This is a genomic window from Paracoccus onubensis (assembly GCF_003591515.1).
Classification (GTDB): Bacteria; Pseudomonadota; Alphaproteobacteria; order Rhodobacterales; family Rhodobacteraceae; genus Paracoccus; species Paracoccus onubensis.
Genome location: NZ_QZCG01000017.1, coordinates 71,874 through 89,779, shown reverse-complemented (window position 1 = coordinate 89,779; position 17,906 = coordinate 71,874). Strand labels below are relative to the sequence as shown.

Annotated in this window: 16 protein-coding genes; 3 read left to right on the top strand and 13 right to left on the bottom strand. The window is 62.0% G+C overall.

Features of this window, described 5'->3' with window-relative positions; genetic code table 11:
* Positions 1–3: 3 nt before the first annotated feature.
* The 4 genes from D3P04_RS20710 to fepB form a co-directional block, all read right to left on the bottom strand.
* Complete coding sequence (locus tag D3P04_RS20710; RefSeq protein ID WP_119751769.1) at positions 4–2,091, bottom strand: TonB-dependent receptor; 2,088 nt, start codon at positions 2,089–2,091, stop codon at positions 4–6.
* A gap of 169 nt (positions 2,092–2,260) precedes the next feature.
* Positions 2,261–3,295 carry a FecCD family ABC transporter permease gene (locus tag D3P04_RS20705; RefSeq protein WP_119751768.1) on the bottom strand — a complete coding sequence of 345 codons (1,035 nt, stop codon included), beginning with the start codon at positions 3,293–3,295 and terminating at the stop codon, positions 2,261–2,263.
* Complete coding sequence (locus D3P04_RS20700; protein WP_119751767.1) at positions 3,292–4,305, bottom strand: FecCD family ABC transporter permease; 1,014 nt, start codon at positions 4,303–4,305, stop codon at positions 3,292–3,294. Before D3P04_RS20700 ends, D3P04_RS20705 begins: the two co-directional genes overlap by 4 nt.
* A gap of 8 nt (positions 4,306–4,313) precedes the next feature.
* On the bottom strand, positions 4,314–5,336 hold the full coding sequence (fepB, locus tag D3P04_RS20695; RefSeq protein WP_232845108.1) for a Fe2+-enterobactin ABC transporter substrate-binding protein: 1,023 nt from the start codon (positions 5,334–5,336) through the stop codon (positions 4,314–4,316).
* Between the two features lie 155 nt (positions 5,337–5,491).
* Between fepB and D3P04_RS20690 the strand changes: the two genes are divergently transcribed.
* Both D3P04_RS20690 and D3P04_RS20685 read left to right on the top strand, forming a co-directional pair.
* Positions 5,492–6,277 (top strand): ABC transporter ATP-binding protein, encoded by a 786-nt coding sequence (locus D3P04_RS20690; RefSeq protein WP_119751766.1) that lies wholly within the window; start codon positions 5,492–5,494, stop codon positions 6,275–6,277.
* Positions 6,278–6,375: 98 nt separating this feature from the next.
* Entirely contained in the window at positions 6,376–7,662 is a 1,287-nt protein-coding gene (locus D3P04_RS20685; RefSeq protein WP_119751765.1) for an O-acetylhomoserine aminocarboxypropyltransferase/cysteine synthase family protein, read from the top strand.
* A gap of 199 nt (positions 7,663–7,861) precedes the next feature.
* Here the strand turns inward: D3P04_RS20685 and D3P04_RS20680 are convergent, their stop codons facing one another.
* The 7 genes from D3P04_RS20680 to D3P04_RS20650 form a co-directional block, all read right to left on the bottom strand.
* Positions 7,862–8,305, bottom strand: a complete 444-nt coding sequence (locus tag D3P04_RS20680) for an SRPBCC family protein (RefSeq protein WP_119751764.1) — start codon at positions 8,303–8,305, stop codon at positions 7,862–7,864.
* A gap of 304 nt (positions 8,306–8,609) precedes the next feature.
* Positions 8,610–8,930 (bottom strand): phage holin family protein, encoded by a 321-nt coding sequence (locus D3P04_RS20675; RefSeq protein WP_182912952.1) that lies wholly within the window; start codon positions 8,928–8,930, stop codon positions 8,610–8,612.
* 30 nt (positions 8,931–8,960) lie between these two features.
* Positions 8,961–9,287, bottom strand: coding sequence for a DUF883 family protein (locus D3P04_RS20670; RefSeq protein ID WP_119751762.1), 327 nt, complete (start codon positions 9,285–9,287; stop codon positions 8,961–8,963).
* Positions 9,288–9,442: 155 nt separating this feature from the next.
* The gene (locus D3P04_RS20665) at positions 9,443–11,158 is read right to left on the bottom strand and encodes an OFA family MFS transporter (protein WP_119751761.1); all 1,716 of its coding nucleotides are present in this window, start codon (positions 11,156–11,158) and stop codon (positions 9,443–9,445) included.
* Between the two features lie 226 nt (positions 11,159–11,384).
* Positions 11,385–13,352 (bottom strand): sensor histidine kinase, encoded by a 1,968-nt coding sequence (locus D3P04_RS20660; protein WP_119751760.1) that lies wholly within the window; start codon positions 13,350–13,352, stop codon positions 11,385–11,387.
* Between the two features lie 3 nt (positions 13,353–13,355).
* Positions 13,356–14,708, bottom strand: coding sequence for a sigma-54-dependent transcriptional regulator (locus D3P04_RS20655; protein WP_119751759.1), 1,353 nt, complete (start codon positions 14,706–14,708; stop codon positions 13,356–13,358).
* A 123-nt stretch (positions 14,709–14,831) separates the two neighbouring features.
* The gene (locus D3P04_RS20650) at positions 14,832–15,974 is read right to left on the bottom strand and encodes an alpha-D-ribose 1-methylphosphonate 5-triphosphate diphosphatase (protein ID WP_119751797.1); all 1,143 of its coding nucleotides are present in this window, start codon (positions 15,972–15,974) and stop codon (positions 14,832–14,834) included.
* Between the two features lie 49 nt (positions 15,975–16,023).
* Between D3P04_RS20650 and D3P04_RS20645 the strand changes: the two genes are divergently transcribed.
* Positions 16,024–16,698: a DUF1045 domain-containing protein gene (locus tag D3P04_RS20645; protein WP_119751758.1), complete on the top strand. Its 675-nt coding sequence runs from the start codon at positions 16,024–16,026 to the stop codon at positions 16,696–16,698.
* On the opposite strand, the gene phnN is transcribed toward D3P04_RS20645, so the two are convergent.
* Both phnN and phnL read right to left on the bottom strand, forming a co-directional pair.
* Positions 16,680–17,222: a phosphonate metabolism protein/1,5-bisphosphokinase (PRPP-forming) PhnN gene (gene phnN / locus D3P04_RS20640; RefSeq protein WP_119751757.1), complete on the bottom strand. Its 543-nt coding sequence runs from the start codon at positions 17,220–17,222 to the stop codon at positions 16,680–16,682. The genes D3P04_RS20645 and phnN overlap by 19 nt on opposite strands.
* On the bottom strand, positions 17,222–17,905 hold the full coding sequence (gene phnL / locus D3P04_RS20635; protein WP_119751756.1) for a phosphonate C-P lyase system protein PhnL: 684 nt from the start codon (positions 17,903–17,905) through the stop codon (positions 17,222–17,224). The genes phnN and phnL overlap by 1 nt, the downstream gene beginning before the upstream one ends.
* Position 17,906: the final 1 nt, after the last annotated feature.

Genomic DNA, 17,906 nt, shown 5'->3' with positions numbered 1-17,906 from the left:
GTCTCAGAACGTCATCTTCATGCCGACGCCGATCTCGCGCGGCTCGACCACGGTGGCTTCATATCCGCCGACCGAGGCCGAAGGCCGTACGAAAGTCACGGAATCGTCGTCGAAGATATTGTTCACATAGGCGAATATTTCCATATCGTCGCGCGGCGTGTAAGCGGCGCGGGCGTTAACGATCGTATAGCTGCCCACCTTGCGATCACTGGAATTCGCGTCATCCGAATAATAGCCATCCGTATGACGCACATCACCGCTCAGCCGGAGTTTCGGGGTCACATCCCAATCCGCCCCCAATGTTAGCGTATGGCTGGGCGCGCGGGCGAAATCGGTGCCCTCGTAATCGCCAAGCGCGTCCGAGAATTCGGTGATCTCGGTGCGCAGCAAACCTGCGCCGGCCTTCAAACGCAGATTATCCGTAACGCGATAATCCATCGCCAGTTCCAGCCCGTAGGATTTCGCCTTTTCCGCATTGATCGTATAGGATGACCAGTCGCCGCTGCCCGCGATCTCGGCGAAGACATAACGCTGCGCATCGCGGAAATCGCTGTAGAACAGATTGCCCGACAGGAACAGCCGGTCATCCATCAGATGGGTCCGGGCGAACAGTTCGTAATTCCAGACTTTCTCGGCGTCATAGGTCTTGTATTCGCCGGTATTGAGATTCAGAGAAACACCGCCGGGATTATAGCCCTTGCTGACCAATGCGCCGATGGTGGTGTCCGGCGTGACCTCATAGGCCAGCGACAGCTTGGGCAGCCATGCATCGAATTCCTCGTCGTAATCCAGTGGCGTCGGAGACAGGTTCGACTCGCCCTGCCGCTGAATATGATCACGCTGATAACGCAACCCCGCCGACAGGGTCCAGCGATCCGCGAAACGCCAGTTGACCTCCGAGAAGATGCCAAGGCTGTCTTTCTCGTCATCATAGGTGGTGGTGCCACGCTGATACAGGATCTCGTCGGATTTCGTATGCGACGCATAGATCCCGACGACACCGCTGATTGGATCGCCCTCTTCGCCGAATGTCGCGCGGGTCTCGTTCGACAGGTTCTCCTGATCCAGTATGGCGGTGCCCAGATCTGCGGGATTCGTATCGCGGAATGTATGCATGTCGGAATATTGAAGCTGATTGGTCAACACGACACCATTACCCATGTCATAGCGCAGATCAGCCACCGCGACATTGCTGCGCTGCGACCATGCCGGATTTGAGATGGTCATGCTTTCCATATCCTCGAACGGCTTGGTCGTCGCTTCCCAGGTGGGGCGGTTCGTGTTCAGATGCGAATAGGTCAGCTTGGCCGAGAAGCCCGGCAGGTCAGCGGGTTCCCATAACAGCTTGAACCGGGCGTTCTTGCTTTCATAATCCTCGCCGGTCGCGGTCGGGGCGAATGCCGGATTGGTGTAGTCGATGAACGTGTCCCGGGCGGAATAATCCAGCGCCACCCGCGCCGCCAGATCCGTGGCCACCGGGCCGGAGGCCATCAGCGAGACCCGCCGTTTCGACCGGCTGCCATATTCAAGCTGCACCGCGCCTTCGGGCTGGAAGGTCGGATCCTTGGTGTTCACGATGATTGCGCCCGCGATCGAATTGGCGCCCTGCGTCACGGTCTGGGGACCGCGGAACACCTCGATACTTTCGACATCCCAAAGCGAGGAAGCACTGAAGACCAGTTCGTTATAGCTCAGGTAATGGCCATCCAGATTGATCGAGGTTCGCGGTTGCGTGCCGCCGAAAAATGCGGTTGCGCCGGAATTCGGACCTTCGCTGTCCTGCCCCCGGATCGTCGGCGCACCGCCCAGCCCGCCCTGATTGGCATAGCTGATATTAGGCACGTTCGAGATCGCTTCCGAAATGGTTTCCGTCTGCGGATTGTCCTCGATATCGCTTGTGGTGACGACCGCGGCGGATGACGCCGTCTGGTCAAGGCTGCGCGCGGTCTTTTCCCCGGTCAGAATGATTTCCTTCAGCAGGGTGGTTTCCTGAGTGCCGGCATCCTGCGCCGCTGCCGGAATGGCCCCGGTGACCGTGAAGGCCGCAAGGGCCACGCTGCCCAGTAGATATCCCGTAAAACGCCCGTTCATATGCATCTTCCTGACCATGCTGATGGTTTGCGCTGGCGGAAGTGCTGGCGGTTGAGATCAATGCTGCATCACCAGGACCGGGATGCAGTCAGTTTGACCCGCTATTACAGCATATCGCCTGTTTTTCAAGGGGCAGGAAAGAGGAAACCCGCCTTGTGGTCCAATTGTATCACCGTCTGGTCAGCAGCCACAGCATATACAGCCCGCCAAGCATTCCGGTGGTCAGACCGATGGGCATGTTCAGCCTGAAGGGCGCATTCTGGCTGACCAGATCGGCGGCCAGCAGCAGCACCCCGCCCATCAGGGCGCCCGACAATAGCGGTAATGCCGGCGCGCGCGTCAGGCGGCGCGCCAGTTGCGGCGCGGCCAGGGCGATGAAGGCGATCGGACCGGCGGCAGCCGTGGCGATCGAGGTCAGCCCGACAGCCGCCAGAACCGTGACCAGCCGCGTCATCTCGACCCGGATGCCAAGCTGACGGGCGATATCGTCGCCCATCTCCATCAACGCAAGGCGGCGGGCATGCCAGAATGCAACCGGTGCGATCATGGCCAGACCGCAAGCGGCGGGCAGGACGTGCCACCATGTCCTTGTATTCAACGACCCCGCCAGCCAGACCTGCGCCGACATGGCCTGATCCAGATCGCCCTTGACCAGAAGAACGGTGTTCACCCCCGACATGATCGCTCCGAAACCGATCCCCACGAGAATCAGCCGGTATCCCCCGCCGGCCCCGCGTTTGCGCGACAACAGAAACACCGCAGCCGCCGTTCCCATGCCGGCGATCACCGCGCCAAGCGCGGTCTCCAGCGGTCCGGCATTGAACAGCACGATCTGCGCGATCGCCCCGGTCGCGGCGCCGGTGGTGAAGCCGATCACATCGGGCGAGCCAAGCGGGTTGCGCGAAATCGACTGGAAGATCGCGCCCGCCATACCCAGCGACGCGCCCACCAGCAGAGCCGTCAGCACCCTTGGCAAACGTATCCGCCAGATCACCTGACCGGCCGGCGAAGCATCGCCCGTTCCCGCCCGGGTCAATGCGCCCAGAACCTCGGCCGGGGAATAGTGAAGCGTACCGGTCCCCAGCAGCACGATCCCGAACCCGAAGGCGCATAGCAGCAGGATCACGCAGATCACCGCCTCGCGCGGGCGCCACAGGACCGAGCGGCTGCCGATACGCAGGACATTGCTGCTGATCACGCTCATATCCGGGCCAATCGGAAGCGCCGGACCAGAAGGATAAAGAACGGCCCGCCCAGAATCGCGGCAACGATCCCGGCGGCCACCTCGTCCGGCGCGATGACGATCCGGCCAAGGATATCCGCAAGCAGCAGCAGGATCGCCGCGAAGACCCCCGACACCGGCAGGATCCAGCGATAATCCGGCCCGCAGACCATCCGCGCCGCATGCGGAGCGACAAGCCCGACGAAACCGATCGGCCCCGCTCCGGCCGTCGCGCCCCCCGCCAGTAGCATGACCGCGATACAGGTCAGGCCCCAGACCCGGCCCGGCCTGACCCCAAGCGCCTGCCCCATCTCCTGTCCCAGTGACAGGATGTTCAGGCTTCCCGCCAGTGACAGCGCCAATAACCCCGCAGGCAACAGCACCATCGCCAGAATCACGGCAATCTCTGCCTCCCGGTCCGAAACGGATCCCGCGGACCAGTTCCGGAAGGTGTCGAATTCCTGCAAAGGCGCGTTCAGGATGACGATCCCGGTCATCGCGCCCAGCACCACGGCGATACCGGCCCCCGCCAGCACAAGACGCACCGGATCCGTTCCCGTCTCATGCGCGCGCCCCAGCGTGAAAACCGCCACACCTGCCAGCCCGGCGCCCAGAAACCCGAACCAGACATATTGCGCCATGCTTGTCAGGCCCAGAACCATGATGGCCAGCACCACGGCCACCGCGGCCCCGGCATTGATCCCCAGAATCCCCGGCTCTGCCAGCGGATTGCGCGTCACCGCCTGCATCATCGCCCCGGCGATTCCCAATGCGGCCCCGGCCATGACGGCCAGCAGCGTCCGGGGAACCCGCAGGACCCGCACGATCAGATGCAAATCATTTCCGGGATCGGGGGCCCATAAGGCCGCCATCGCCTCGGACCATGGAACCGCACGGAATCCGATGCCAAGGCTCAGCACCATTGTCAGAACCAGCAGGACAAGCGCGCCACACAGAATCCGGAGCCTCTGCCCCCTTCCGTGCAGGTCCATGCCATCGCTCATGGTGTTCCGAATTGTCCGGCCACCTTGTCGATCATCTGGAGGCCGGAATAGTAATCGATCCGGAACGAGCTTCTGCCCAGCGGATAGACCCGCCCGGCCTTCACCGCCGGATGGTTCGCCAGCACCGGATCATCCATGAATGCCTGCACATCCTCGTCCGAGCCGGACATCAGGAATACCGTCTCGCCGGGGATCGCCGCCGAAAGGTTTTCGCGCGAGACGAAGTCGAAATTCGACGAGCGCGTGATCTCGCCCTGCATATCGTCGGGTATCGGCACAATGTCGAAGCCAAGCGCGGTCAGGACCTGCGCCTGCGGGCTTTCGGGTCGTCCGACGGAATAGCTTCCGGCGATATTGTAGCCGACGATCGTGGCCTTGCCCTTCGGCAAGGTCATGTTCGCCGCAGCCTTGGCGGCATGGCTGTCGAACCGCTTGATCGCCGCCTCTGCCTCGGCTTCATGCCCTGTGGCCCGGCCCAGTTGCCGCGCGATGTCCTGCCAGCTATGGGTCGAGTAATCCACGACCAGCGCAGGAAGCCCCAGCGCCTCGATCTCGGGATAAAACTGCATCACGCTGTCCCCGCCATTCGCGGATGCGATCAGCAGATCCGGCGCAGCGCCGATGATCGCCTCGATATCGAATTGCAGATCCGGGTAAAGCGGCTGAACCCCACGCTGATCCGCGACCTCGGCCCATTGCGAAAAGAAGCCCTTGTCATCGGTCAGCGGGCCCTGCGCCGTCGCGGCACTGGCAATCACCGGAGCATCGATGGCCAGAAGAATCCCGGTGACGCTGGGCGTGGTCGAAACGATACGCTCCGGCACCTGCTTGAGCGTCAGTTCACCGGCCTCGTGCGGGACAGAGCGTGGCCAGCCTTCGGCCCCTGCCACAAGGGGCAGCGCCGACAGGGCCGCACAGATCACCGCCCGTTTCCAGACATGCGATATTCCAAAGCTGCGCGAGTTTCTGCGATATTGGTCGGGATGGCTTCGGTCTTTTGCCATTTCGGTGACGGTCATGGTCTGCTCGTATCGAAAGCCGTTTCACTTTGCCCGCATCCCTGCGGTTGATATTGGCTTTCGCGCCCGGCATGACCGGGTCGCATGGCTGCGACCATATTGCAGAACACGTCCTGCAATGCAACACAGCGGAAAGAACCAAGCCGGAGAGACCGATGGGGCACCGCCTGAAAGCTGATGCCGTCACGCTGCGCTATGACGACCGGACCATCTCGGAGAACCTGTCGGTCGAGATCCCGGACGGCTCCCTTACCGTCATCGTCGGGCCGAACGCATGCGGGAAGTCGACGCTGCTCAGGGCCCTGTCCCGGCTGATGACACCTGCCAGGGGGCAGGTCGTGCTGGACGGCAAGCTGATCGGCAGCTACCCGGCACGCGAAGTCGCCCGCAGGCTTGGCCTGCTGCCGCAAAGCCCGGCCGCCCCTGACGGCATCACCGTGGCCGATCTTGTCGCGCGGGGCAGATATCCGCATCAATCCTTTCTGCGCCAATGGTCCCCGGAAGACAGGCAGGCGGTGACAGAGGCTTTGACCGCAACGAAAATGCTGCCATATGCGCGGCGTCTGCTTGGCGAATTGTCTGGCGGGCAGCGGCAAAGGGTCTGGATCGCCATGGTGCTGGCGCAGGAAACGCCGCTTCTGCTGCTGGACGAACCGACGACCTTTCTGGATATCGCCCATCAGGTGGAACTGATGGAACTGCTGTCCGAACTGAATGCGCAGGGCCGCACGATCATCGCCGTGCTGCACGATCTCAATCAGGCCAGCCGCTATGCCTCGCATCTGATCGCCATGCGCAGCGGCGCGATCGTCGCGAAAGGCGCGCCGGCGCAAATCCTGACGGCGGAACTGGTGCAGGAAGTCTTCGGGCTGAATGCGATCGTCATCCCCGATCCGGTTTCGGGCACGCCGATGGTCGTGCCCGGAAAGGTCACCGCCTGAGCCTGTCAGGGAGGCCGTCGACCGGATGAGACCTATTCGGGATTGCCGTTCTTGCCATGCAACGCTTAGGTTGTATCCGAACCGATCAGGAGGAAACCATGTCCAGGGACCAATCGCTTGATACGCTCGTGATCCATGCCGGCACCGGGCCCGATCCGGCAACCGGCGCGCGGCAGGTACCGATCTATCAGACCACTTCGTATCAGTTTCGTGATGCCGAGCATGCGGCCCGGCTCTTCAATCTGGAAGAGGTGGGTTACATCTATTCGCGCCTGACCAACCCGACCGTAGCCGCCCTGCAGAACCGGGTTGCCGCGCTCGAGGGCGGCGCGGGGGCGGTCTGCTGCTCGTCCGGTCACGCCGCGCAGATCCTCGCGCTGTTTCCGCTGATGGGGCCGGGCAGGAATATCGTCGCCTCGACCCGGCTTTACGGCGGCACCGTCACCCAGTTCACCCATGCGATCAAACGCTTCGGCTGGTCGGCGAAATTCGTCGATCTCGACGATCTGGATGCCCTGCGGGACGCCATCGACGACGATACCCGCGCGATATTCTGCGAATCGATCAGTAATCCGGGGGGATATGTCACCGATATCCCGTCAGTCGCAGAAGTTGCCGACGCGGCGGGCATTCCGCTGATCGTGGACAACACGCTTGCCACACCCTGTCTGTGCCGTCCCATCGAGATGGGCGCGACGCTTGTTGTCCACTCGCTGACCAAATTCATGACCGGCAATGGCACGGTCACCGGCGGCGTGGTGGTCGATAGCGGCAAGTTCGACTGGTCGGCCAGCGACAAGTTCCCCTCGCTTTCGGAACCCGAGCCCGCCTATCACGGCCTGAAATTCCACGAGACCTTCGGCGCGCTTGCCTTTACCTTCCACGGCATCGCCATCGGGTTGCGCGATCTGGGCATGACCATGAATCCGCAAGGGGCGCATTACACGCTGATGGGAATCGAGACGCTGGCGCTGCGCGTGCCGCGCCATGTGGAAAACGCCGTGAAGGTGGCCGAATGGCTGGAGAATGATCCACGGGTCACCTCGGTCACCTATGCGGGGCTGCCGTCATCGCCGTGGAACGAGACCGCGAAACGGCTTTATCCCAAGGGTGCCGGTTCGCTGTTCAACTTCGCGATCAAGGGTGGCTATGACGCGGCGGTCAGGATGGTCGATGCGCTTGACCTGTTCAGCCATGTCGCCAATCTGGGCGATGCGCGGTCGCTGGTGATCCATTCGGCCTCGACCACCCACCGGCAGCTGACCGAAGAACAGCAGCGCGCCGCAGGTGCCGCGCCCGAACTGGTGCGGCTGTCCATCGGGATCGAGAATCCCGACGATCTGATCGCCGATCTGGATCAGGCACTGGCGAAAGCCACCAGCTAGGAATTTTCACGGCAGGAGGGGCGTCCCCGCGCCCGCCCGGCTCCCCTCCCTTTGCTTCTTCTTTGTCCAAATACCTCTGGGGCCGCCGGCGGGTCGCGCCACTGGTTCAAGTGACCAGCCGGCGACGGGCACCGCCCCCGGCCGTCGCGGGACGCAGGTAACCGGCATTTCCAGTTCAACCCGACACGCTCTGGCGCGGCTATTCGTTGATTTCGGGTTCAACCAGCTTTGCAAGCTTGCGCAGGGATTCCTGCCAGCCCAGATAGCAGGCCTCGGCCGGGATCACGTCGGGCACACCCGCCTGTTCTATATTGACCTCGGTGCCGACCGACACCGCCTTCAGCACTATCGTCGTCTTCATCTCGCCGGGCAGGTTCGAATCCTCGAAACTGTCGGAATAGACAATTCGCTTGTCGGGGACGAGTTCCAGATAGGTGCCGCCGAATGCATGGCTGCGCCCATTGGTGAAATTGCGGAACGACATCCGGTGCTTTCCCCCCTCTTTCGCGTCCAGTTCATGGACGGTGCAGACAAAGCCGAATGGCGGAAGCCAGCTTGCGACGGCATCCGGTTCAAGGAATGCACGGTAAAGTTTCTCTGGCCGGGTGGCGAATACGCGGTGAAGTCGGATCGTATTAGGCATGTTTTCCTCCCTGAAAACAGATGTCGGCCGGGATGTCCGGCCTTTGGCGGAAGAGCAACCGGAATTGAGCCCGGATGGCCGTTGGCGGAATGAATGACACCGCCTTTAACCCGACTGTTGAGCTGTCTTTCCGGAACATGTTGCATCTTCTTGCAACTAACATACCGACTGGTTGGTATCTAATCAAGCAAAAAATTCCCCAAAGAAAAAACCGGCGAATGAAGAGCACTTCATCCACCGGCGGACGCCTTATAACCAACTGTAAAAACGTTTAAATCTTAACTCTCACCGCCCCGGGCGCATGCTATCGCCGGGGGCCCCTTTTGCGCCGCGCGGCCTCGAACCCGCTGAAAAATGCCTCGACCAACGCCAGAGGATCGCTTGCGGAACGGGGCGGCGGCGCGGGCGGCCGGGATGCAGGACGGCGGCTGCCGCGCATGGCAAGGATGGCCAACAGCACAGAGGACAGCGCGACAAAGACGCAGCCAAGGACCAATGCCGCAACAAGCGTATCATACCGGTCCGCAAGCGCGATCCATGCCGCGGCTGTCAGAAAGGCAAGCCCGATGATCAGGGAGATTCCCCCGATCATGCCAAGCATTGCCGCCCCGACAATCCTTTTCATCTGTCTTTCAAGAAAACCGGCCATCCCCGATCAGCGCCGCGAACTCACAAGACCGACAAGGAATCCCAGCGCAACCGCCAATCCGATGGTCGTCGCCGGACGCTCATGCATGAAATTTTCCGCATCATGAGCAATGTCACCCGCACGGGCGCGCAGACGCTCTACATCCTGTCCGGCCCGCGCACGCAGTTCCGCAGCGCGCTGCATGGTGCTTTGACCAACCTGCTCTGCCCGGTCGCGACCGTAATCCGCCAATAATTCAGTTAATTGGGACATATCGCCGCGCAGCGTATCAAGCTGGGCTGCCAGATCATCAACCGTCGGAGTATCTTTTTTGCTGGTTGTCGTCGTCGCCATACCAGTATCTCCTTTGAAGTATATCCAATTACATCATCGTTGATAACAAACGCATTTGACAGAAAATTGTTCCCGTGCCGGGATTCGCAAAAAGGCGGTCACGACCGGATCGTGACCGCCCTGGCCTGATTTCAACAAGGGTTCCGCGCCGGTAATTATTCGGCGGGTTGCGCCGCTTCGCGGTAATGGTGACGCGCATTGACCGGGCGCAGCAACAGATTGGCGAAAAAGGCGATCACCAGAAGTCCGGCCATGGCATACATGGTGGTATTGTAAAGGCTCGGCGTCGGGTCGATCGTGCCTTCCGGCGCGATCTCCATCAACCGGGCCACGGTCACGGTCTTTGCCGCCACCAGTTGATCAAGCTGATCCATCGGCGCACCGAATTTCTGCGCGAAAGTCTCGGGATCGACCCTGCCGGCCAGATCGGAGATCGCGCGCCCTACCGACCTGTCGCGCAGCGAGGTGATGGCAAGCGGTCCCAGCACGCCCGCCGCCGACCATGCCGTCAGGATCCGGCCATGGATGCCGCCGACATGCATGGTGCCGAACATATCCGCCAGATAGGCCGGAATGGTCGAGAAGCCGCCGCCATACATGGAAAAGATGATCATCGTGGCAACATAGAACCCGGCCAGATAAATGACGTTGGGGCTTCCTGCCCCGGCCGATGCGAAGAACGGAATGGACAGATACAGCAAGGTGCCCAGCACGAAGAAACAATGATAGGTGTTCTTGCGCCCGATATAATCCGAGGTCGAGGCCCAGAAGAACCGCCCGCACATGTTGAAAACCGAGATCATCAGCACATAGGTCGAGGCGAAGGCGGCCGTCACAATGGTCGGCATGGTCGTGCCGAAGACGTCGGTCATCATGGTCTTGGCCACCGCAAGCACCCCGATCCCGGCGGTGACGTTCAGGCACAGCATAAGCCACATCTGCCAGAATTGCGGCGTTTTCAAAGCCTGATCGATATCCACATGTTCGCTTGTGACCATGCTTCTGGTCTGCTCTTTCGGCTGCCATCCCTCGGGCTTCCAATCAGCCGGGGGAACACGATACAGGAAAGCGGCGATGATCATGACGCAGAAATACACGATGCCCAGCGTCAGGAAGGTCGCCGACGCCCCGGTATCGCCCGTGCCGACGACATAGACGCCCGCTTCACCGCCATATGAGGCGGCCTGCGAGGCAGAGGCGACGACGACCTCTGCCTTGCCCGTCGCGGTTTCGGCAAAGCGGCGGCCGCCTTCGGTGATGACATTGACCGCATTGTCCGCGCCCAGATATTCAGGCGCCCTGGCATAGACCGACAGCAGCCAATCCTTGACCGGCGCGGCGATCATCGCGCCGCCGCCGAAGCCCATGATGGCCATGCCCGTCGCCATACCCCTGCGGTCCGGGAACCAGCGGAGCAGCGTCGAGACCGGCGAGACATAGCCAAGACCCAACCCACAGCCGCCCAGAACCCCATAGCCCAGATAGATCAGCCAAAGCTGATGCAGCGCGATCCCGGCCGATCCGATGATGAAGCCACCGCCCCACAGGAAGGCGGCGACAACGCCGACCATCCGCGGGCCGACCTCTTCCAGCCATTTTCCGGCGAAAGCCGCCGAAAGGCCAAGGAAAACGATCGCCACCGAGAAGATCCAGACGATTCCGGACAGGCTCCAGTCATCCGCGGCGGCACTGACCACGCCCAGTTCCCGCGACAATGCCGGGTTGAACACCGACCACGCATAGACCGAGCCGATACACAGATGGATGGCGATTGACGCTGGCGGCACCAGCCAGCGATTGAAACCGGGCTTGGCGACGATGTTCTCTTTGCGCAGAAATGCGAGAGCGCCGCCGGGCTTGGCGTTATCCATAATTTCTCCTCCCATGGTCGCGGCCGGCACCGAAAACGCTTGACGCCGCCGCATGTTACTGCGGGGATTGTGGTTAGGAGAACCTTATGGGTCAATTGATTTTTTTAATTGATTTCAATATCTTATGTGCATTTTGTCCATCGCGGGGGAATAGCTTTCGGATAATCGGGACATTCCGTCCGCGGCCCCGGCAGGACAACCGTCAAACCGGGACATTCTGTCCATTTCACTGATCGGCGGCGACGGGCAGAACAATTTCGAAACAGCTTCCCTCACCCGGGCTGGAACTGGCCGAAATGCGCCCGCCGATTCGGCTGACAAGCTGCTGGCTGATCGACAGGCCCAGCCCGGTGCCCTGCGCCAGCTTGGTGGTGAAGAACGGATCGAAAATGCGCTTCAGAGTCTCTGCCGGGATACCGGTGCCGGTATCCTCGACACGGATGACGACCTGCTCATCCTTATCCACCACGCTCAGGGTCAGGATCCCGCCATCGGGCATGGCATGGACCGCATTCAGCAGCAAGTTGACGATGACCTGCTGAAGCTCGGTCCTTTCCATCAGGACCGGGGACAGCGACGAGAAATCCGTGCGCACCTCGATCTGCGCGTTCTCGATCTGCCTGCGGGTCAGCACCAGACAGTCGCGCGCGACTTCCGAAGGCAGGATCACATTTGCCGCCCCCGAATACTCGGCCGGGCGGGCGAATTGCAGCAGTTTCGAAACGATCACACCGACACGGTAAACCTGATCGTCGATCAGCCGGAACTCGGTTTCAACCTTCCTGACATCATCGCCCAGCAGATCCCGCGCGACATCCAGATTGCCCTGAATGACCGCGATGGGATTATTGATCTCATGCGCGACCCCGGCGGTGATCTCGCCCACGGCGGCCAGTTTTTCCGACATGATAAGCCGCTCGGTCGCGCGTTCCAGCTTGGTATTGGCCTCTTGCAGATCCCTTGTGCGTTCCTCGACCTTCTGTTCCAGGCTTTCGCCCCAGCCGCGCAATTGCCGGTCGCGCTCCTGCACCGCATCCAGCAAGCCATCGAGATGCTGCGCCACCTGCGCAATCTCGCCACTGCCATCTGACAGCCCGTTGCGAGCGTTCAGGTCGCCCTCTTCGACCCGGGTGATGGTCTGGGTCATCCGTTCGAGCGGCAGGAAAATCCGGCCTGCCCAACGCAGGAAGATCGGCACCGAAAGCCCCGCGACCAGCAGGAAAACCAGCGTCAGCACGACAATCGTATTGGTTTTCTGGCGCTGGAAAGGCGCTTCCAGAAAACCGACATACAGCATCCCGACCTTCTGACCCTTGCTGTCGATGATGGGCTGATAGGCCGAGATATACCAGTCATTGACCACGAAGGCGCTGTCGAGCCATGTCGCGCCCTCGCCCAGCACACGGCTGCGCACCTCGGCCGAAACCCGGGTACCAAGAGCGCGAAGGTTCTCGAACAGGCGCACATTGGTCGAGATACGGACATCGTCCAGAAACAGCGTCGCGGTGCCCTGGCTGCCCTGCGGCAGCGACCGTTCGCGATAAACAAGCGCGTTGATCGTATCGATGAAATCAAGGTTGCGGTTCAGCAGCAGCCCGCCGACAAGCGCCCGGCGCGATCCGTCGGGCATGATCACCGGGGCGGCGGAATGAATGACCATGCCGCGATCCTCGGTGCTGCGATCCGTTGGCACGGCGGCGCGGGTCGGTACAAGCCGGACAGTGGCGCGTTCCGACAGCCCTTGCGACAATGCATCAAGCTGATCGGGCAGGAATATGTCTATGGCGCTGTGCGGCTCGCCGGCAAGCGCGTCCTGCACAACCGGCCAATCGCCCGAAACAAACCCGCCGGGCGTCCTTCCGCCATCCGACAGGTAAAGAAAATCCAGCTCCAGCCGCTTTTGCAGCTCCGTAATGAAATCGTCCTGCTCACCCAGGCTCAGCGCCGTCTGGAAGGCAACCGAATGCGCCGCAGCATCCAGACGCTCCCCCGAGTTTTCAAGCAGATGCTGCAGATATTGATCCGCAATCGTCAGATCGCTGTTGACCTTGACGATCAGCAGATTGTCCATCTTTCCCGACCAGCGCAGCATCGCGCCGCCAAGAATCACCGGGAACAGCACCAGCATGGGCAGCAACGCGATCACCAGAAGCCGCACCCGGACCGAGCGAAACAGACGGCCAAGCCCCGACATGGGTCACAGCCCCCAAGAGGCGCATTTGCGGTCGATGGTCTTGCGGGACACTCCCAGCCGCCGCGCCGCCTCCGAGCGGTTGCCATCGGTTGCATCAAGCGCCCGCAGGATCTCGCGCCGCTCGACCTGTGCCAGCGGCGCGATCTCATCCTGTTCACCCCTCGGTGACAGGGTTTCCAGCGGGAAGCGCCCGAAAATCAGCGATCTTTCGATGAAATTGCGCAATTCCCGAATATTGCCCGGCCAGTCGTGCCGCAGCAGCGCCGCACGTGTCGCGTGGTCGATCTCAAGCGTCGGCAATGCCAGCCTCGAAGCAATTTCGCGCAGGAACAGTTCGGCCAGTTCGATGATATCCGTTTCACGTTCCGCCAATGTGGGCATCCGCAATTCGACGACATTGATACGGAAGAACAGATCTTCGCGGAAACGGCCTTCGGCAACCTCACGTTCCAGTGCCCGGCTGGTGGCCAGCACGAAGCGCAGATCAAGCCGTATCTCGCGCTCTGCCCCGACCGGACGAACCGTGCCGTCCTCGATCACGCGCCGCAGCGCCGATTGGGCAGATGGGCTAAGCCCCGTGACATCATCCAGAAACACCGTGCCGCCCTGCGCCGATGGCAAAAGCCCTTCGCGTGCATGGCTTGCGCCGGGAAACGCCCCTGCGACATGGCCGAACAATTCGCTTTCGATCAGTTCCGCCGGTATGGCGGAACAATTGATCGGCACGAATGGCGCCTCGGCCCGTTTCGAGGTGGAATGCATATGCCGAGCCACCACCTCTTTGCCGGTCCCCGACGCACCGGTCAGCAGAACCGGGGTCGAGACATCGCGGATCCGGGCCAGCATCGCGCGGGTGGCGGAAACCGCGGCAGAGGATCCGATCAGCTCGCGGCGCTGCTGGCCGATATCCTGCCCCTCCAACTCGCGCTTCAGCAGCATGTTCTCGCGCCGCAACTGCGCCATCTGGATGCAGCGGCCCACGGCGTTCAGAAGCTGGTTCGAACGGAACGGCTTCAGCACGAAATCCGTCGCCCCCGCCCGCATCGCCTCGATGGCGGTTTCCAGATCGGCATAGGCGGTGACCATGATCGTATCGGTGAAGCCGCCGCTGTCCCGCTGTTCCGCCAACCAGTCGATGCCCTTTTTCCCCGGCATCATATTGTCGAGGATCATCACGTCGAAATGCCGCTGCGCCAGAAGCGCGGCGGCCTGATCGGCGTTCCCGGCCTCGGCCACATGCAGGCAATAGGGCGTCAGCGTCTTGACCAGGAAATTGCGCATCCCCGGCTCGTCATCGACGACCAGCACGCTGGCCCGCTCGAGCCGCCGGACGAGTTGTATATTGCCGCTATCCATTCCCGATTCCGTCACTCCGCCCCGGCTCATCGTGGCGCGAGATCGACAGGAATGCCAGAAATTCCCGCATAAGGTCAATGCAGGCAGGGATGGCCGCCTGCAATAGCGACGGCTCCCAGAAGTCTATGCGATCCGTTTACCCTGACTCCAGCCTGCCCGTACGATCGGATTGCCGTTATACGTCGCCACCCGCGCAAGATCGGCGCGTTTCCCCTCGGCCAGAGTTCCGCGATCCTCCAGCCCGCTCACCTGCGCCGGTGCCAGCGTGACGGTGCGGATGGCACGGGGCAGATCGCCCCATATCTCCGCCAGACGGAAGGCCGCCAACAGCAGCGCGGCAGGCACGTAATCCGATGACAGAATGTCCAGCAGATCGTGATCGGCCAGTTCCCGCGCCGAGACATTGCCGGAATGCGACCCGCCGCGCACGATATTCGGGGCGCCCATCATCACGGCGATCCCGGCCTCCCGGCAGGCTTCGGCGGCTTCCAGCGTGGTGGGAAATTCCGCCAGCCGCACGCCATGCCGCGCGGATACCGCGACCTGCGCCGCAGTCGTATCGTCATGGCTGGCCAGCAGCACGCCCAGTTTATGCGCAGCCTCGACCGCGGCGGATTCGTGCCGCGTTCCATTGCGGTCATGCAACTCCTTCAGCATGGCGATATGGTGCTGAAACTCCTCCTCGCTCATGCCGCGTTTGCCCTGCATATATTCGCGCAGCTTGTCGATATCCCGGAACTGCCGCTGTCCCGGCGTGTGATCCATCAGGCTGATCAGGCCGATGCGGTCCTGCGGCGTGAATTCGGCAAGCTCCTCAAGCAGCGTTTCCGAGCAGATCTCGGCCCGCAGATGGATGAAATGCCCGATCCGCAGCGCCCCCGCCTCGCGCAGCGTGATCAGTTCCGAGGCAAGCTGCCTTGCATAACGGCGGTCACGCCCCTTGCCCGACACGGTCGACCCGATCCGCAGCGCGTCGAACACCGTGGTGATGCCGCAGGATGCAAGTTCGGCGTCATGGGCGATCAGTGCCGCCTCATGCGGCCACGAGACTTCGGGGCGGGGCTCGAGATGCTGTTCAAGATTGTCGGTATGCAATTCGATCAGGCCGGGGATCAGGTAATCGCCCTCTAGATCGACTGCGCCACGCGGCACGGCGGCGGTTTCGACGATCCGGGCGATATGGTTGCCGCCGATGATCAGCTGCCCGGTAATCTCGCGGGTTTCCAGCACGATCCGGGCATTGGCAAGGCAAGTTTCTTCTGTCATGGGATCATCATGCTCAGCAGTTAATTCGGGGGAAACAAGGGGCGTGTCCATGTCATCTCATATCCGGTTTGCAATCTATTATCTGCCGCCCGAAGGCGCATTGGCGCAATTTGGCGCCCAGTGGCTTGGCTGGGATTGTCTGACGGGCGAATCCGCTCTGCAACCCGACCTGCCGAAAATCGCCGATGCGACGGAAGCGCCGCGCAAATACGGATTCCACGCGACGCTGAAACCGCCTTTCCGCCTGGCGGCAAAGGAGACGACTGACGGATTGCGGGCCGCGATTGCGCAACTGGCCGCCAATCAGCCCCCGGTGGTTCTGGAGGGGTTGACCCTTGATCGGCTGGGCAATTTCCTGGCGCTGCGTCCGATCGGCGACACGACCGCTCTGAATGCGCTTGCCGGGGAATGCGTGACGGCGCTGGACCGGTTCCGCGACGCGCCCGGACCTGCCGAGCTGGAACGCCGCCGCAAATCCGGCCTCAGCCCCCGGCAAGACGAGTTGCTGCGCGAATGGGGCTATCCCTATGTGCTGGAGGAATTCCGCTTTCACATGACGCTTAGCGGCAATCTGGACGATGGCGATCTGACCCGGTTCCAGGATGAAATCGCCCGCCGCCTGCCCGCGCTGCCGCACCCCTATATGATCGACAATATCGCATTGGTGGGGCAGCGTCCGGACGGGATGTTTCAGTTGATCCAACGCTACGCCCTCACCGGATAAAGCGCCAGAAGCGCCTGCCGCACAGCGTCGTTAAACGAGCCGTCATTATCGATCTGCGCCAGTTTCAGCCCCGGCGGAAACGCCCCGGCATCACGCGACAGGCGAAGCGCGATCTGTGCCTCATCCTCGCGCCCCCGGCCGCGCAGACGCGCCGCCAGCGTCTCGGGACGGGCGGTGATGTTCAGAACCAGAATATCGGGGAATTGCGCCTGCGCCGCGTTCAGCACCCCGCGCGACAGGTTCACCAGCATTTCCGCGCCTGCGGCGATCCGCTGCGAAATATCGGCAGGGATGCCGTAAAACAGGCCATGCGCCTGCCATTGCAGACAGAATTCGCCCGCATCCGCGCGGCGATGGAATTCGGCCTCACTGACCGGTTCGTAATCCTCGCCGCCGCTTTCCGGCGCGCGGGTGATTACGCGGCGAACAAGTGCCAATTCGGGTTGCGCCCGCACAAGCGCACGCATCACGCTGTCCTTGCCCACACCCGAGGGGCCAACAACGCCGATCAGTCGCCCCGCCATCACGCGGCCTTCGCGGGGGTGAAACCCGAAACATCGATCTCGCGGTCGCAAACCCTGTTCCGCGCCGCCTCATCATGGAAAATCCCGACTATGGCGGCCCCGCGCGCCTTCGCCTCTTCGATCAGCGACAGCACGGTTTCGCGATTAGCAGCGTCAAGGCTGGCGGTGGGTTCATCCAGCAAAAGGGCCGGATATTCGTGGCAGAAGCCCCGGGCGATATTCACCCTTTGCTGCTCGCCGCCCGAAAAGGTCGTGGGCGACAACTGCCACAGGTTTTCCGGAATGCGCAGCCGCCGCAACAGGCTCGCGGCACGGTCGCGGGCCTCATCCGGACCCGCGCCCAGCATCAGCAATGGCTCGGCCACGACATCCAGCGTCGGCACACGCGGCACCACGCGCAGGAACTGGCTGACATAGCCCAGCACCTCGCGCCGCATGGCAAGGATCTCGCGAGGTTCGGCCCGTGTCACATCGGTATCGCCGACCCGGATCATCCCGCCAGCCGCCAGATAATTGCCATAGATCATCCGCATCAGCGTGGATTTCCCCGCACCCGAACTGCCAGTCAGTGCAACGCATTCGCCGGGGGCGACCTGCAATGCCGCGCCCGCCATCACGGCAATTTCGGTACCGCCCTGATTATGCAGGGTAAATGTCTTGAGGACGTCTGAAATCCGTATCATC

Excerpts from the sequence above, each read along its gene's own strand:
- D3P04_RS20710 (WP_119751769.1), bottom strand. The coding sequence starts at position 2,091 with ATGAACGGGCGTTTTACGGGATATCTACTGGGCAGCGTGGCCCTTGCG.
- D3P04_RS20705 (WP_119751768.1), bottom strand. The coding sequence starts at position 3,295 with ATGAGCGTGATCAGCAGCAATGTCCTGCGTATCGGCAGCCGCTCGGTC.
- D3P04_RS20700 (WP_119751767.1), bottom strand. The coding sequence starts at position 4,305 with ATGGACCTGCACGGAAGGGGGCAGAGGCTCCGGATTCTGTGTGGCGCG.
- fepB (WP_232845108.1), bottom strand. The coding sequence starts at position 5,336 with ATGACCGTCACCGAAATGGCAAAAGACCGAAGCCATCCCGACCAATAT.
- D3P04_RS20690 (WP_119751766.1), top strand. The coding sequence starts at position 5,492 with ATGGGGCACCGCCTGAAAGCTGATGCCGTCACGCTGCGCTATGACGAC.
- D3P04_RS20685 (WP_119751765.1), top strand. The coding sequence starts at position 6,376 with ATGTCCAGGGACCAATCGCTTGATACGCTCGTGATCCATGCCGGCACC.
- D3P04_RS20680 (WP_119751764.1), bottom strand. The coding sequence starts at position 8,305 with ATGCCTAATACGATCCGACTTCACCGCGTATTCGCCACCCGGCCAGAG.
- D3P04_RS20675 (WP_182912952.1), bottom strand. The coding sequence starts at position 8,930 with ATGAAAAGGATTGTCGGGGCGGCAATGCTTGGCATGATCGGGGGAATC.
- D3P04_RS20670 (WP_119751762.1), bottom strand. The coding sequence starts at position 9,287 with ATGGCGACGACGACAACCAGCAAAAAAGATACTCCGACGGTTGATGAT.
- D3P04_RS20665 (WP_119751761.1), bottom strand. The coding sequence starts at position 11,158 with ATGGATAACGCCAAGCCCGGCGGCGCTCTCGCATTTCTGCGCAAAGAG.
- D3P04_RS20660 (WP_119751760.1), bottom strand. The coding sequence starts at position 13,352 with ATGTCGGGGCTTGGCCGTCTGTTTCGCTCGGTCCGGGTGCGGCTTCTG.
- D3P04_RS20655 (WP_119751759.1), bottom strand. The coding sequence starts at position 14,708 with ATGGATAGCGGCAATATACAACTCGTCCGGCGGCTCGAGCGGGCCAGC.
- D3P04_RS20650 (WP_119751797.1), bottom strand. The coding sequence starts at position 15,974 with ATGACAGAAGAAACTTGCCTTGCCAATGCCCGGATCGTGCTGGAAACC.
- D3P04_RS20645 (WP_119751758.1), top strand. The coding sequence starts at position 16,024 with ATGTCATCTCATATCCGGTTTGCAATCTATTATCTGCCGCCCGAAGGC.
- phnN (WP_119751757.1), bottom strand. The coding sequence starts at position 17,222 with ATGGCGGGGCGACTGATCGGCGTTGTTGGCCCCTCGGGTGTGGGCAAG.
- phnL (WP_119751756.1), bottom strand. The coding sequence starts at position 17,905 with ATGATACGGATTTCAGACGTCCTCAAGACATTTACCCTGCATAATCAG.